The organism is Qipengyuania psychrotolerans (assembly GCF_019711355.1).
Lineage (GTDB): Bacteria > Pseudomonadota > Alphaproteobacteria > Sphingomonadales > Sphingomonadaceae > Qipengyuania > Qipengyuania psychrotolerans.
The window spans coordinates 84,139-97,933 of the sequence record NZ_CP081297.1 but is presented as its reverse complement, the minus strand read 5'-3'; the positions used below and the strand labels follow the sequence as shown (position 1 = coordinate 97,933).

General features: G+C 61.2%; 14 protein-coding genes. 7 read left to right on the top strand and 7 right to left on the bottom strand.

Going from position 1 to position 13,795, the window contains the following annotated elements; translation table 11 throughout:
* Positions 1-33: 33 nt before the first annotated feature.
* Genes prmC through hisS form a run of 3 tightly spaced genes read right to left on the bottom strand, consistent with a single transcriptional unit; the run spans position 34 to position 3,174 of the window.
* The gene (gene prmC, locus K3166_RS00535) at positions 34-873 is read right to left on the bottom strand and encodes a peptide chain release factor N(5)-glutamine methyltransferase (protein WP_221422775.1); all 840 of its coding nucleotides are present in this window, start codon (positions 871-873) and stop codon (positions 34-36) included.
* Positions 866-1,933: a peptide chain release factor 1 gene (gene prfA, locus K3166_RS00530; RefSeq protein WP_221422774.1), complete on the bottom strand. Its 1,068-nt coding sequence runs from the start codon at positions 1,931-1,933 to the stop codon at positions 866-868. Before prfA ends, prmC begins: the two co-directional genes overlap by 8 nt.
* Positions 1,930-3,174 (bottom strand): histidine--tRNA ligase, encoded by a 1,245-nt coding sequence (gene hisS / locus K3166_RS00525; protein ID WP_221422773.1) that lies wholly within the window; start codon positions 3,172-3,174, stop codon positions 1,930-1,932. The genes prfA and hisS overlap by 4 nt, the downstream gene beginning before the upstream one ends.
* A gap of 115 nt (positions 3,175-3,289) precedes the next feature.
* On the opposite strand from hisS, the gene ppa reads away from it, so the two are divergent.
* Positions 3,290-3,823 carry an inorganic diphosphatase gene (gene ppa, locus K3166_RS00520; RefSeq protein ID WP_221422772.1) on the top strand — a complete coding sequence of 178 codons (534 nt, stop codon included), beginning with the start codon at positions 3,290-3,292 and terminating at the stop codon, positions 3,821-3,823.
* Here the strand turns inward: ppa and K3166_RS00515 are convergent, their stop codons facing one another.
* From K3166_RS00515 to K3166_RS00505, 3 genes are all read right to left on the bottom strand, one after another.
* Positions 3,824-5,209 carry a mechanosensitive ion channel family protein gene (locus K3166_RS00515; protein WP_221422771.1) on the bottom strand — a complete coding sequence of 462 codons (1,386 nt, stop codon included), beginning with the start codon at positions 5,207-5,209 and terminating at the stop codon, positions 3,824-3,826.
* Positions 5,206-6,552 (bottom strand): TldD/PmbA family protein, encoded by a 1,347-nt coding sequence (locus K3166_RS00510; protein ID WP_221422770.1) that lies wholly within the window; start codon positions 6,550-6,552, stop codon positions 5,206-5,208. Before K3166_RS00510 ends, K3166_RS00515 begins: the two co-directional genes overlap by 4 nt.
* Positions 6,553-6,617: 65 nt before the next feature.
* Positions 6,618-7,034, bottom strand: a complete 417-nt coding sequence (locus K3166_RS00505) for a hypothetical protein (protein WP_345719136.1) — start codon at positions 7,032-7,034, stop codon at positions 6,618-6,620.
* Between the two features lie 164 nt (positions 7,035-7,198).
* On the opposite strand from K3166_RS00505, the gene lptB reads away from it, so the two are divergent.
* From lptB to K3166_RS00475, 6 genes are all read left to right on the top strand, one after another.
* Positions 7,199-7,969: an LPS export ABC transporter ATP-binding protein gene (gene lptB, locus K3166_RS00500; protein ID WP_425594585.1), complete on the top strand. Its 771-nt coding sequence runs from the start codon at positions 7,199-7,201 to the stop codon at positions 7,967-7,969.
* Positions 7,970-7,995: 26 nt separating this feature from the next.
* A complete protein-coding gene (gene rpoN / locus K3166_RS00495; protein ID WP_221422768.1) occupies positions 7,996-9,453 on the top strand; it encodes an RNA polymerase factor sigma-54 in 1,458 nt (485 codons plus the stop codon).
* Between the two features lie 139 nt (positions 9,454-9,592).
* Entirely contained in the window at positions 9,593-10,288 is a 696-nt protein-coding gene (gene ctrA / locus K3166_RS00490; RefSeq protein WP_221422767.1) for a response regulator transcription factor CtrA, read from the top strand.
* 82 nt (positions 10,289-10,370) lie between these two features.
* Positions 10,371-11,072, top strand: coding sequence for a tRNA (guanine(46)-N(7))-methyltransferase TrmB (gene trmB / locus K3166_RS00485; RefSeq protein WP_221422766.1), 702 nt, complete (start codon positions 10,371-10,373; stop codon positions 11,070-11,072).
* A gap of 62 nt (positions 11,073-11,134) precedes the next feature.
* Positions 11,135-12,517 carry an NAD-dependent succinate-semialdehyde dehydrogenase gene (locus tag K3166_RS00480; RefSeq protein ID WP_221422765.1) on the top strand — a complete coding sequence of 461 codons (1,383 nt, stop codon included), beginning with the start codon at positions 11,135-11,137 and terminating at the stop codon, positions 12,515-12,517.
* Complete coding sequence (locus K3166_RS00475; protein WP_221422764.1) at positions 12,514-13,167, top strand: SDR family NAD(P)-dependent oxidoreductase; 654 nt, start codon at positions 12,514-12,516, stop codon at positions 13,165-13,167. The genes K3166_RS00480 and K3166_RS00475 overlap by 4 nt, the downstream gene beginning before the upstream one ends.
* 3 nt (positions 13,168-13,170) lie before the next feature.
* Here the strand turns inward: K3166_RS00475 and K3166_RS00470 are convergent, their stop codons facing one another.
* Positions 13,171-13,779 carry an outer membrane protein gene (locus K3166_RS00470; RefSeq protein ID WP_221422763.1) on the bottom strand — a complete coding sequence of 203 codons (609 nt, stop codon included), beginning with the start codon at positions 13,777-13,779 and terminating at the stop codon, positions 13,171-13,173.
* Positions 13,780-13,795: the final 16 nt, after the last annotated feature.

The following is a 13,795-nucleotide window of genomic DNA, read 5'->3' as shown; positions in this document are numbered from 1 at the left end:
GAGGTAGAGGGTCGAATCGCCTTTGCCAAGCCCTTATCTCAGGATCAGCGCTCTGGGACGTTCAGCAAGGTCGAGTCGCAGCTTTGTTTCGAAGCCCGATTCGTGTGCAATTGCTGCCACTGCGGGTGCCTGTTCTGCGCCGATTTCGAGGACAGCCAGCCCCCCCGGAATTAAAAGCTTGCCAAGCTGCGGGATAATCGCCCGATAATCGTCAAGCCCCTCTGGCCCAGAAAACAGTGCGGATGCTGGTTCGTATTCTCGGACATCGGGGTCGAGCTCGGCATCATCCTCCACATAGGGCGGATTGCAAAGCACCAGATCGAACTGGCCAAGATCGCTGGCCCACCCCTCGCAGAGCCAATTCGCTTCGTGAAACTGCGCTCGCTCGGCCAGGCCAAGTCGTTCGGCATTGGTTTGCGCGACGCGCAAGGCTGCCGGTGAAGCGTCGGTTCCGACGCCGGCCGCGCCTGGGTTTTCGTGCAGATATGCCAGGAGCAAGGCACCGGACCCTGTCCCCATGTCGAGCACCCGGCTGGCCGATGGAGCGACCTCGAGCGCCGCCTCGACGATCGTTTCACTATCGCCGCGCGGGATGAGGGTGTCGGGCGTGACTGCAAAGTCCAGGCCGCAAAATTCCTGCGCCCCCAAGATATGCGCTACCGGCTCACAGGCGGCGCGGCGCGTTACGAGCGGGGCAAATCCCGGCGGCTCCTCTTCGCGCATCAGCGTGATCAGCATTCGCGACCGCGACACTCCAAGAGCGTGGGCCATCAGCAATTCGGCATCAAGCCGCGCGGTATCGCTGGTTGGCGACAGGCGGTCTGCCGCCGCACGGATCGCGTCGGCAACGCTTGGTGCCGCGCCGTTACTCACTGAGCGCGGCGAGCCGCTTGGCTTCGTCCTCGGCGATCAGCGCATTGACCAGCTCGCCAAGGCCGGGACCTCCGATGATTTCGGGCAGCTTGTGCAAGGTCAGGCCGATGCGGTGGTCGGTCACGCGGCCTTGCGGATAATTATAGGTCCGGATGCGCTCGGACCGGTCGCCCGACCCGACCATGGCCTTGCGCGCCTCGGCTTCGGCGCCCTGTGTGGCTTCGCGCTGCGCTTCATAAAGGCGTGCGCGCAGGACCTGCATCGCCTTTTCCTTGTTCTTGTGCTGGCTACGCCCGTCCTGGCAGGTGACGACCGTATCGGTGGGCAAGTGCGTGATCCGGATCGCGCTGTCCGTCGTGTTCACGTGCTGGCCGCCCGCCCCGCTGGCGCGGTAGGTATCGATCTTGAGGTCGCCGGGATCGATCTGGATGTCGACGTCGTCCGGCTCTGGCAGAACGGCCACGGTTGCCGCCGAGGTATGGATACGCCCGCCGCTTTCGGTTTCGGGCACGCGCTGGACACGGTGGACGCCGCTTTCAAACTTGAGCTTGGCGAACACACCCTTCCCGGTGACGTTGGCGACGATTTCCTTGAAGCCGCCAACCTCGGACGCGTTCATGCTAACCGGCTCGACCTTCCAGCCCTGTTCGGCGGCGTAGCGTTCGTACATCCGGAATAGGTCGCCTGCGAACAACGCGGCCTCGTCTCCGCCGGTGCCGGCGCGGATTTCGAGCATGGCTGGCTTGTTGTCGGCACTGTCACGCGGGAGCATGGCGATGGCCAGTTCGCGCTCGGCTTCGGGCAAGCGCTTGCGAAGGGCGGCAAGTTCCTCTTCCGCCATGGCTTTCATTTCCGGATCGGCGAGCATTTCTTCCAGCTCCGCGATCTCCTCGCGCGCCGCTTTAACCTCGGCAGCGACCTTGGCCACCGGTTCCAGTTCGGAATAGTCGCGGCTCGCCTGGACGAACTCGTCGCCCACAAGCTGGCCAGACGCCATCCGCGCTTCCAGTTCAGCGAAGCGGTGAGCAATCTGTTGAAGGCGTTCGGCGGGGATGGTCATTGGAAACCAGCAAGTGCCTTGTTTATGCGGTCGGCGATCTCTCCATCCGCATTTATGGAGTGCGTCTGAGCGTCATTTTCGCGCTTGAACGAGATGAGCGCCAGAGGTTGCTGCTTGACTGCCTTGTCGTAACGCTTCCTGGGCGAGCCAGATGCGAAAAGCTCTGCGGTCAGTCCTTCTGAACGAAGATTGCCAAGGGTGTGAATTGCGCGCGCCATTTGGGCGTCATCCTCAACAACCACAATGACATCTGCAACGCCTTCACCGCGATCGCCCACCAGCATCGCAAGCCGCTCGATCCCAGCCGCCCAGCCCACCGCAGGGGTGGCTGCGCCGCCGAGGCTTTCCATCAGGCCATCATAGCGTCCGCCACCCAGGATCGTGCTCTGGCTGCCGAGCTTGCTGGCCGCTTCGCTGCCCTCGTCGGGAATGAACTCGAAGGCGGTGTGCCGGTAATAGTCGAGGCCGCGCACGAGGCTTTCCGCGCGTGTCCATTTCACGCCCGCCGCATCGAGGCCGCTGGTGACGGCTTCGAAGAAGGCCTTCGCCTCGTCGGTCAGAAAATCATCGATCTTGGGCGCATCGGCGACGAATTTCTGGTCGCGGCGATCCTTGCTGTCGAGGATGCGCAGCGGGTTCTTCTCGAGCCGTTCTTGCGAATCTTCGCTTAGCTCGTCCTTCACTGCGCGGAAATATTCGACCAGCGCGGCGCGCCATGCTTCGCGGCTGTCGCCATCGCCAAGTGTGTTGAGGTGCAGGGTCACGCCCTCGATGCCGAGTTCCTTCAGGAGCTGGTCGGCCATCGCCAGCAATTCGACATCGGCTTGCGGTTCAGCCGCACCGATGATTTCCGCATCGATCTGGTGAAACTGCCGGTAGCGGCCCTTCTGAGGGCGCTCGTAACGGAACAGCGGGCCGTGCGTCGCGACCTTGAGCGGCGCGTGCTGCTGCCAGCCGTTGGACAGGTAAGCGCGCGCGATCCCGGCGGTGAATTCGGGGCGCAGCGTCAGCGAATCGCCGCCGCGGTCTTCGAACGAATACATTTCCTTCGACACCACATCGGTGGTCTCGCCGATGGCACGGCTGAATACTTCGGTTTTCTCGAATACCGGCATTTCCACACGGCGAAAGCGGTACAGCTTGCGCACGCGCTCGAAGGTTTCGACAACAAAGGCGAAGGCTTCGGCTTCGGGTCCGAAGATATCCTGCGTGCCGCGAATGGCTTGGGGCGTTTTCGACATGGTGGCGGCGATTAGGACGATAGTCCCCCTTCCGCAATGCTTCGCAAGCCGCTAGGGCGCGCGGCGAAGTCTTTCTGGGGGGAGGGGCAAACAGTAATTTCAACAAGAGTAGTCCATGCGCATCGAAATGATCCCCGTTGGCGACAACCCGCCTGAAAGCCTCAACGTGATTATCGAAGTGCCCACCGGCGGGGAGCCGGTGAAGTACGAATTCGACAAGGCAAGCGGCGCGCTGTTCGTCGACCGCATCCTGCACACGCCGATGCGCTACCCTGCGAACTACGGCTTTGTACCCCACACGCTCAGCCCTGATGGCGACCCGCTTGATGCGCTGGTCATCGCGCGTTCGCCCTTCATCGCAGGCTGCGTGGTGCGTGCCCGCCCGATTGGCGTGCTCAACCTCGAAGACGAGCATGGCGGCGATGAAAAGCTGATCTGCGTACCGGTCGACACGACTTTCCCGTATTATTCGGACGTCGGCGAAACCAAGGATCTGCCGAGCATCATCTTCCAGCAGATCGAACACTTCTTCACCCACTACAAGGATCTCGAAGCGGACAAGTGGGTCCGCGTCGGCAAGTGGGGCGATGCCAAGGAAGCTCGCCAGATCGTGATCGAAGCGATCGAGCGTTACGAAGCCGCGAAGTAATTATTCCACAGGGCGGGAGTGATCGAGCAGGTCCATATCTTGCTCGCCCCCGCTTTGACGGCGCTCCTGGTTCACCATGTCCGCAATATCCGCCGCCGGGCTGACGTCCTCGTCTGCTTCGCTGACGGTGACCTGCGGCACCGGCTTTGCAGCCTTGCGCTCTTTCTCCGTCGTGCCTTCCGCCTTGTTTTCGAAAGGCAGCGTTGCCGACCTCGGGTCGAAGCGAAGGCGGTAGATCGGTTCGGGCAAGCCAAATCCGGCGGCTTCCAGCGCTTCCTTCACTGAAGGGATCGCCTGGCTCTGCGCCTTCCACCAGTCGGTTTCGTTCTGATTTATCCAGCCCAGGAAGCGGATCACGACATTCGAATCGCCAACTTCCTTGATCCGTGCCTCGGGCGGCGGATCACTGAGGATGAAGTCGAGGCCAGCCAGCGTGTCGCGCCCTAGCTTGCTTGCCGCACGCGCATCATCATCTGCGTCCACGCCCAGCTCGAATTCGAACCGGCGCTGCGGATTGCGTGTGAAGTTGGTGATGACCGCCTTGAAGACCTGGCTGTTAGGTATGCGCAGGTGATTGCCGTCGAGCGTCATGAGTACGGTTGCGCGGCTCGTCAGCCGAATGACCCGGCCCTCCAGGTCGTCAATCTGCACCCAGTCATTCGCACGGAACGGTTGGCGCAAGCTCAGCATCAGCGATGCAACATAGTTCTCGATTGTATCGCGCAGGGCAAAACCCAGTGCGAGGCCGATAACCCCTGCTCCGCCGAGAACCGCTCCGAGCAACGCGCTGGCACCGATGATATCGAGTGCGACGACCAGACCGCCGACCACAAAGACAAAGCGGATCGCGCTGGCGATAAGCTCGGCCAGGAAACTGTTGGGAGCCACCTTGCGCCACAAGGCACTGAGCCCGGCGAGGAGATATCCGATCAGCGAGATCGCTGCCCATACCGCGAACGCGAGGCCGACAAGCGGCAGCATTGCAACGAAGCCGGAAATTCGGTCAGCCAGGCTGGCGATGCCTTCGCCTTGCGCGGCGATCGAAAGATCGCGTTCAAGGTCGTTCTCGACCGTCACCACACCAGAGACGCGGCCCGCAATCGCTTCAGCGCGGGCAATGTCTTCCTGGTCAGGGACGACACCGGTCAGCGAAACGACGCCTTGTTTCACGTCAACGTTGATCTCGGCGAGCGCGGGCAGCTCTGCAAAAATCCCTTCGATACGTCCGGCAATGCGCGCGTCGGCGCCCGCATCCTGCGTGTCGGCAATCTGCTGGGCAGGCGATTCCGGTGGAGCAGGCTCGGCGCTCTCGGACGGAGCGGTGGGCAGCATGGCTACGCCTGGCGTGGCAATTCCAAGCGCTATAGCGGCGAGTAGAGCCCTCATTCGCCGGCCACCGTCATTCCATCGATCCGCAAAGTCGGGACGTTCACGGCCCTGAACATTTCGAGGTCATTGGCAGGTGTCATTGCCCGGAACATGTCCGGCAGGCTTCCGGCGATGGTAATTTCGGCGACCGGCCCGGCCATTTCGCCGTTCCGAATGCGGATACCGGTCGCGCCGCGGCTGTAGTCACCAGTCACCATGTTCACTCCTTGGCCGAACAATCCGGTCACATACAGACCGTCCTCGATATCAGCCATCAGTTCCTGCGGCGTGACATCGCCAGCCTCAAGATACCCATTGCTGGCGCTGACACCGGGGGAACCTCCGCCCGATCGCGCTGCGTGCCCCGTCAGTCCAAGGCCAAGCTGCCTCGCCGAAGCGACATTGGTCAACCAGCCGGTGATCCGGCCGTTCTCGACCAGAGGACGCCGGGCGCAGGGAACACCCTCGCCGTCGAAGGGGCGCGAGCGCAATCCGCGCAGCTGGAACGGGTCCTCGATGATGCGGATGCTGCTGTCGAAAAGCTCTTCATTTTCGCGGCCCAGCAAAAAGCTGGATTTACGTGCGATCGCAGGTCCGCTCATCGCGCCGATCAGGTGACCCAGAAGGCCGCCGCCAACGCGCGGATCGAATACAACCGGCATCTTGCCGCTTGGCAGGGAAACCGGGCTTACCTTTGCAACCGTCCGCTCGCCGGCCTCGCGTCCGATCTCGGCAGGAGCGGGCAAGTCCTCGTAGAACCGCGCGCTGCGCGAGGCGTAGTCGGTTTGCATCCCGCTGCCCTCGCCCGCGATAACCGCTGCGGAATAAGAGAAGCCGGACCCGGAATACCCGCGTGCAAATCCATGCGAAGTGACAAGTGCGACGACCGCCCTGCTCGATGTGGCGCTACCGCCATTGCTGTTCGTAACTCCTTCCACCGCGCGCGCTGCATCTTCGGCAGCCAATGCCGCCTCGCGCAAGGCCGCTGGATCAACCTCCGCCGGGTCGAGCAATTGCAGGTCGGGCATCTCGCCATCAAACAACTGCTCCGAAGCAGCCAGGCCGGCATAGGGATCTTCAGGCGCATGGCGGGCCATCTCCACGGCCCGCTGGGCCAGCGCGCGCAGACCTTCCGGTTCGAAATCGCTGGTGTGGATCGAGGCGGAGCGCTTTCCAACAAACACGCGAAGGCCGATTTCTTCGCCTTCGGAGCGTTCGACATCTTCAAGCTCGCCGAGACGCACGCTCACGCTCTCGGAGAAATCGGCGCGGGCCACTGCATCTGCAGCGTCCGCACCCATGGAACGGGCCAAGGCCACAAGGTCATTGCAGCGCGCCAGCGCAGTGTCGGTATCGATCATGTTGAAATAACTCCGCTGGTCCGGTTTGGGGTCCGGCTAGAGTTCCCATGGCGGGCTAGCAAGCCCTAGCCCAGAGCGGCGAACGCTACCTTTAACAGGGCTGTCAGCAAAACCGGCAAGCCGATCGCCAATCCCCACAGCAGGGCAAGGTCACGGCGGAACGCGCCTTTCATGGCTGGATCAGCCGCTTCATCGTCCGACAGGTCGAGCCACCGACGCTCGAACCAGCGGCACGCCGGGATAATGGCCGCAACCAGAACGATCAGAGCAAAATAAGGGGCAATCGAGGAAATGCCTTGTTTCATGGCGTGTACCGTCATGAAAATCTGGAGGCCGGTGTAAATGATCAGGGCAACGGCGATATTGTCGCTCATCGCTTTTCGAAGGTCGCGCTTGCTTGCGTGATCCGTCACGCCGCCAACGCCCGTCTTGTCGATCGCCTTGCCCATGGGCACACTCTCCAATCCTGCTCCGACTCGCATTGTTTCAAAATTGCGGCATTCTGGCAAGCGGCAGCCGACTAATTGCGTTTACCTGTCCCAAAGCAGTCCATGCATGAATCCTGCCAGTTCGTCGATTGAGGGGGCACGCAGGGGTTTTCAGCGCCGTAGGCCATGCTATGGCACCGGACATGGCAGATTTGACAATGAGCCCTGAAAACGAAGCGGTGCATGATGCCGCCCCGCCGATCCCGCAGGGCGGGCTCGAGGTCATTTCGATCGCCAAGAGCTATGACAAGCGCGCAGTTCTGACCGATATCTCGCTATCGGTCGGCAAGGGCGAGGTGCTTGGACTGCTCGGCCCCAATGGCGCGGGCAAGACGACCTGCTTCTATTCGATCATGGGTCTTGTGCGCCCCGATGCCGGCCGCATCCTGATGGACGGCGAGGATGTGACCAAGCTTCCCATGTACCGCCGAGCGATTTTGGGTCTTGGCTATTTGCCGCAGGAGACCAGTATTTTTCGCGGCATGACCGTCGAACAGAACATCAATTGCGTGCTCGAGATGGTCGAACCTGATGCCGAAACGCGCGAAGCAGAGCTGGAACGCCTGCTCGATGAATTCGGCCTCACGCGCCTGCGCTCCAGTCCGGCGATGGCGCTTTCCGGCGGTGAACGCCGCCGTGCGGAAATTGCCCGCGCGCTGGCCGCCAAGCCTTCGATCATGTTGCTCGACGAACCGTTCGCCGGGATCGATCCGCTATCGATCAGCGACATTCGCGATCTGGTTGCAGACCTCAAGACGCGCGGCATCGGCGTGCTCATCACCGATCATAACGTCCGCGAGACGCTCGAAATCGTCGATCGGGCCTGCATCATATATGGCGGACAGGTCCTGTTTGCAGGCACGCCCGAAGCACTGGTGGCCGATGAAAACGTGAAACGCCTCTACCTCGGCGAGAATTTCACGCTGTGAAAACGGCGCGCGCCCGGAGCTGAACGATGGCGCTTGGTCCGAGGCTAGACCTACGGCAAACCCAGTCACTGGTGATGACGCCGCAGTTGCAGCAGGCAATAAAGCTGCTGGCGCTGTCCAATCTCGAAATCGAAACCTTCGTGGCCGATGCTCTGGAGAGCAATCCCTTGCTCGATATCGGCGAGGTGCGGCGCGAAAAAGGCGAGGACAGTTCCGAGGCACCGCCTGCCGAACATGACAGCGCTCCTGGACCGGACGGAGAGGGTGCACTCGACATAGCGCATCACGCACTCGATCCGGAAGCAGCGCCGGGCGACATGGGAGACTGGGGCCGCGCAGCCGATGGCGGCAGCCTTGCGGGATCTGAATTACCCGATTTTGAAAACCGGGGTTCAGACGGGCCTACGCTGGCCCAGCACCTGCTCGGCCAGGTCGGGGCACAGGCGCATGATGCACGCGAAGCCCTGATCGCGACCCGTATTATCCACGAACTCGACGATGCAGGATATCTCCAGGCCGATTTGCGCCATCTCGCCGAAGAACTCGGCGCGCCGGTGGCGGAAATAGAGCGCGCTCTCGATCTGGTCCAATCCCTTGAACCAACGGGTGTGGGCGCGCGAAGCATTGCCGAATGCCTGGCGCTGCAAGCGAAAGAGGCCGACCGCTACGATCCGTGCATGGCGCGGTTGATCGACAATCTGGATCTCCTGGCCAAAGGCGAGATCGCACGGCTCAAGCGGCTTTGCGATGTCGATGATGACGATTTCTCCGACATGCTGGCCGAATTGAAAGGCTATGATCCCAAACCGGGATGCCAGTATGGCGGAGAGAACGAAGCCGCAGTCGTGCCCGACGTATTGATCGCACCCACGGGCAAACACGGTTGGTCAATCCGTATCAACGAAGCGAGCCTCCCGCGCCTCGTGGTGAACCGTGAATACTATATCGAGCTGGAAGCCGGCGCGCGCGACAAGGCATCGCGCAAATGGCTTGATGAACAGCTGGGCGAAGCCGACTGGTTAATCCGCGCGCTCGACCAGCGGCAGAAGACCATCCTGAAGACAGCCAGCGAGATTGTGAAGCGGCAGGAAGGTTTCTTCCGTGAAGGCGTGTCCGCGATGCGCCCGCTGACCTTGCGCGAAGTAGCCGAGGCAATCGAGATGCACGAAAGCACCGTCAGCCGCGTTACCAGCAACAAGTACCTTCACTGCCCGCGCGGCACGTTTGAAATGAAGTATTTCTTCTCCAGTGGGGTGGGCGCAGCCGATGGCGAAGGGGCCAGCAGCGAGGCGATCAAGGCCCGCATCCGTGCGCTGTGCGAAGGCGAAGACCCCAAGAAGGTTCTGTCCGATCAGAAGCTGACCGACCTCCTCAACGAAGAGGGATTCGATCTCGCCCGGCGCACTGTCGCAAAGTACCGCGAGGCAATCGGAATCGGATCCTCGGCCCAACGCCGACGCGAGAAGAAGCTGAAATCGCTGTGAGTCCTGTTTGCAACACTGAAAAATGTTAACTGTTTTTACTCCACGTTAACCTTTCCCGTTCACACCCAGTGTGGTTAACAAAGGGCAACACCTCTTTACAGGGGGTTACCGCAAACAGGGGCAAGGGGGGACCAAACCCATGCGTGTACTGCTGATCGAAGACGAGCCGACAACCGCCAAGGCGATCGAGCTCATGCTGACTACCGAAGGCTTCAACGTCTACGCTACGGACTTGGGCGAAGAGGGTTTGGACCTGGGCAAGCTGTATGATTACGACATCATCCTGCTCGACCTCAACCTGCCGGACATGCACGGCTACGATGTGCTCAAGAAGCTGCGCGTCGCCAAGGTGCAGACGCCGGTCCTGATCCTCTCGGGCATTGCCGAAATGGACAGCAAGATTCGCAGCTTCGGCTTCGGCGCAGACGATTACGTCACCAAGCCGTTCCACCGCGAAGAACTGATCGCCCGCATCCACGCTGTTGTGCGCCGCTCGAAGGGCCACAGCCAGTCGATCATTCGCACCGGCAAGCTGGCCGTGAACCTCGACGCCAAGACCGTCGAAGTCGACGGTGCCCGCGTTCACCTGACCGGCAAGGAATACGCCATGCTCGAGCTCCTCAGCTTGCGCAAAGGCACCACGCTGACGAAGGAAATGTTCCTCAACCACCTTTACGGCGGCATGGACGAACCCGAACTCAAGATCATCGACGTCTTCATCTGCAAGCTGCGCAAGAAGCTCAGCCATGCATGCGGCGGCGAGAACTACATCGAAACCGTATGGGGCCGTGGTTACGTGCTGCGCGATCCAAACGAAGAGGCGGAAGCCGCCTGACCGAATTCTCCTGGACGGGAAAACAGCGAGACGCCCGGCAGCCTATTGGCTTCCGGGCGTTTTGCTATTAGCGCCCCGCCCCATGTCAGCATTCAAGGACGGCGACCCAACCACGCTCAAGCGCCTCTATGGGCGCAGCAAGGGCAAACCCCTGCGTTCGAACCAGCAGGAACTGGTCGACAAGCTACTGCCGCAGATCGCAGTACCGACCGAAGGTCCGGTTACGTCGGAGCGCTTGTTCGGCTTCGACCGCCCGATGCATTTCGAAATCGGTTTTGGTGCGGGCGAGCATCTTGCCTACCGGGCGGATCTACTTCCCGATCACGGCTTTATCGGCGCAGAACCCTTTCTCAACGGCGTCGCGCAGGCGCTGGGCCACGTGCGTGACGGTAGCCTGGCGAATGTCCGCATCCAGCACGGCGATGCGCTGGAAGCCCTCGAACGTGTGCCCGACGGCGCGCTGACAATGGTCTATCTGCTCCATCCCGACCCCTGGCCCAAGAACAAGCACGCCAAGCGCCGCATGATGAACGACGGTCCGGTCCGCATGATTGCCGACAAGCTCAAACCCGGCGGCGAGTTCCGCTTCGGTACCGATCACGCAATCTACTTGCGCCACGCGCTGATGGTGATGCGCAATTTCACTGATGAATTCGAATGGATTGTCGAAGGCCGGAACACTTGGGAAACTCGCCCCTCCGGCTGGTGCGAGACGCGCTACGAGCACAAGGCGCGCAACACCTATGGCCACGAGGTCTGGTATTTCCGCTTCCGCCGAAAATAGCGGCGGAACGCAAAGCGGGGCGCGGCGATTGAATGGGTAAGACCGAATTCAGGAGCCGCCCCTTGATCACTACAATCAATCCCGCGACCGGCGAGCCAATCGCCGAATATGAAACGCTCGATGAAAACGGCATCGATTCCAAGCTTGAGGCAGCGACGCGGGCCTACCGCGACTGGCGCCGTAGCCCGGTGCAGGATCGCATCGACCTGCTGACAAGGCTCGGCGATCTTTATGAAAGCCGCAGCGAAGAGCTGGCGGTGCTCGCAGTCACGGAAATGGGCAAGCCGATCACGCAGGCGCGCGGCGAGGTGAAAAAATGCGCCAGCCTTTTCCATCATTTTGCCAAGGTCGGTCCGGCAATGCTCGAATCGGAGTTCTGGGACCTGTCCGATGGCGGCCGCGCTGAAGGGCGCTGGCTCCCGCAGGGCCCGGTGCTTGCCGTCATGCCGTGGAATTTCCCGTATTGGCAGGTCGTTCGTTTTCTCGCACCGACGATCCTTGCCGGAAATGTCGGCGTGCTGAAGCATGCCAGTCTCGTCCAGGGCGTGGCTCACAAAATCGAAGAGCTGGTACTGGAAGCTGGCGGGCCAGAGGGTCTGTTCCAGAACCTGTGCGTGCCGTCCGACCCCATCGGCGATGTCATTGCTGATCCTAGAATCGTCGCAGCGACACTCACCGGTAGCGAGGGCGCGGGCAGCGCGGTGGCGCAGCAGGCGGGCAAGCATCTGAAAAAGGTCGTGCTCGAACTGGGCGGCAGCGATCCGTTTATCGTCATGCCATCCGCCGATATCGATCAGGCGGTCGAAGACGCGGTTTTTGCGCGGATCCAGAACAATGGCCAATCCTGCATCTGCGGCAAGCGAACCATCGTCCACCGCGACATCCATGATGCGTTCGCGGAGAAATTCATCGCGGCGCTAAAGGACGTCAAGCTGGGCGATCCGATGGAAGACGATACACAGCTGGGCCCGCTTTCCAGCGAAGGGCAGCGCGACACAGTCCTGGAGCAGATCGAAAATGCCAGGCAGGAAGGTTGCACACTGTTATTCGGCGGCGAAAAGCTGGACCGGGACGGCGCGTGGATGACCGCAGGCCTGCTCACGGACGTGCCGCTCGCCAGTGAAACCGGGACAGACGAAATTTTCGGACCCGTCGGCCAGCTCTACAAGGCGGACGATATCGAGGAAGCAATCACCATCGCGAACGCAATCCCGTTCGGCCTCGGCTCGGCGGTCTGGACCAATGATGACGACGAACGCGAGATCTTCGCAGACCGCATCGAGGCTGGCATGACCACCTTCAACGCGGTCAATGGCTCGAAGATCGAGGCTCCGTTTGGCGGCATCAAGAAATCCGGCTTCGGGCGCGAATTGTCGCACCACGGCCTCCATGAATTCATGAACCTGAAAACGCTGGTCTATCCAGCAGAAGGAAATCCCCAATGAGCAAAACCATTCTCATCGTCGGCGCATCACGCGGCATCGGACTTGGCCTTGCCAAGGAATTCAAGGCTCGCGGCTGGGACGTCATCGCGACCGAACGTTCCAGAAGCGAAGACCTGCACGCGGTCGACGGGGTGCGTGTCGAAACGATGGACGTAACCGATCCCAAGACATTCGAGAGCTTCGACACTGAAGTGGACGCCGTGATCGTGAACGCTGGCATTACCGGCGCGAGCCATCAATCTGCGCTCGAAGCCACGGCAGATGAAGTGGCGCAGGTGATGATGACCAACGCGTTTGGTCCTGCCCACCTGGCCAAGGCGCTTTTGCCCAAGATCAAGGATGGCGGAACGCTGGCTTTCATGAGTTCGCTGATGGGGTCGATCGAAGACAGTTCAGGCGGCTACGAGCTTTATCGTACCAGCAAATGCGCGCTCAACATGCTCGCCAAGGGCATTTCCGAACAGGACGCCGGACCGCGTGGCATCGCCACACTGTCGCTGCATCCGGGCTGGGTCCAGACAGATATGGGCGGACCCAATGCTCACATCACGGTAGATGAGAGCGTGAAAGGCCTTGCCGATGTGGTCGAGAGTGCGAGCGGAGGAGAGTTTCGCTACGTCGACTACACCGGCAAGGATCTTCAGTACTAGCGTTTAGAAGCGCAGTCCAAGTCCGGCGACAACCTGATCGGTCGAGGCATCGCCCTGGTCGATATCGGCCAGGTTGTTGTAGTTGGAACGGCGGTATTCAATCCGCGCTTCGAGCGGTCCGGGAAGCTGAACCTGCAGTCCGCCGCCGAAGCGGAAGCCGTCAGTGTTCTCATCGAGATCGGACAGCGAACCGCTTTCGGTGAAAGCTGTTGTGTCGAGCGCGGTGTAGCCCGCCTTGCCATAGGCTGCGATGCCGGGCGTGATGGCAAAACCTGCACGCGCACCGATGTAGTACTGGCCGTCGGTCTCAAGACCTTCGCGCGCTCCGCCGAACGAGTCGGGGAAGCTGGTCGAACCATCGCTGGTCGAAATTTCGCCTTCGACACCGACGAATGCGCTTCCGAGGCTAAGATCATAGCCGGCGGTGATACCATAGACAGCATTGTCTGCGCTGGCCGTGGCGGTGCCGTCTGCGGCATCAACGTCCAGTCCTTCGTAACCGCCGATTACGCCGACGTGAAAACCGCCGGGAGCCACGTTCTGGTCCTGCGCTGCGGCTGGAGCGGCGGCAAGGCCGGCGCCTAGCGCGGCCAGTGCGATGAGTTTCTTCATGGTAATTCCTTGTTGT

What these genes read in the sequence shown, in the direction of transcription:
- K3166_RS00475 (WP_221422764.1), top strand. Translation starts at nt 12,514, where the DNA reads ATGAGCAAAACCATTCTCATCGTCGGCGCATCACGCGGCATCGGACTT.
- prfA (WP_221422774.1), bottom strand. Translation starts at nt 1,933, where the DNA reads ATGACCATCCCCGCCGAACGCCTTCAACAGATTGCTCACCGCTTCGCT.
- trmB (WP_221422766.1), top strand. Translation starts at nt 10,371, where the DNA reads ATGTCAGCATTCAAGGACGGCGACCCAACCACGCTCAAGCGCCTCTAT.
- rpoN (WP_221422768.1), top strand. Translation starts at nt 7,996, where the DNA reads ATGGCGCTTGGTCCGAGGCTAGACCTACGGCAAACCCAGTCACTGGTG.
- ctrA (WP_221422767.1), top strand. Translation starts at nt 9,593, where the DNA reads ATGCGTGTACTGCTGATCGAAGACGAGCCGACAACCGCCAAGGCGATC.
- hisS (WP_221422773.1), bottom strand. Translation starts at nt 3,174, where the DNA reads ATGTCGAAAACGCCCCAAGCCATTCGCGGCACGCAGGATATCTTCGGA.
- K3166_RS00470 (WP_221422763.1), bottom strand. Translation starts at nt 13,779, where the DNA reads ATGAAGAAACTCATCGCACTGGCCGCGCTAGGCGCCGGCCTTGCCGCC.
- K3166_RS00510 (WP_221422770.1), bottom strand. Translation starts at nt 6,552, where the DNA reads ATGATCGATACCGACACTGCGCTGGCGCGCTGCAATGACCTTGTGGCC.
- K3166_RS00505 (WP_345719136.1), bottom strand. Translation starts at nt 7,034, where the DNA reads ATGCGAGTCGGAGCAGGATTGGAGAGTGTGCCCATGGGCAAGGCGATC.
- K3166_RS00515 (WP_221422771.1), bottom strand. Translation starts at nt 5,209, where the DNA reads ATGAGGGCTCTACTCGCCGCTATAGCGCTTGGAATTGCCACGCCAGGC.
- ppa (WP_221422772.1), top strand. Translation starts at nt 3,290, where the DNA reads ATGCGCATCGAAATGATCCCCGTTGGCGACAACCCGCCTGAAAGCCTC.
- lptB (WP_425594585.1), top strand. Translation starts at nt 7,199, where the DNA reads ATGAGCCCTGAAAACGAAGCGGTGCATGATGCCGCCCCGCCGATCCCG.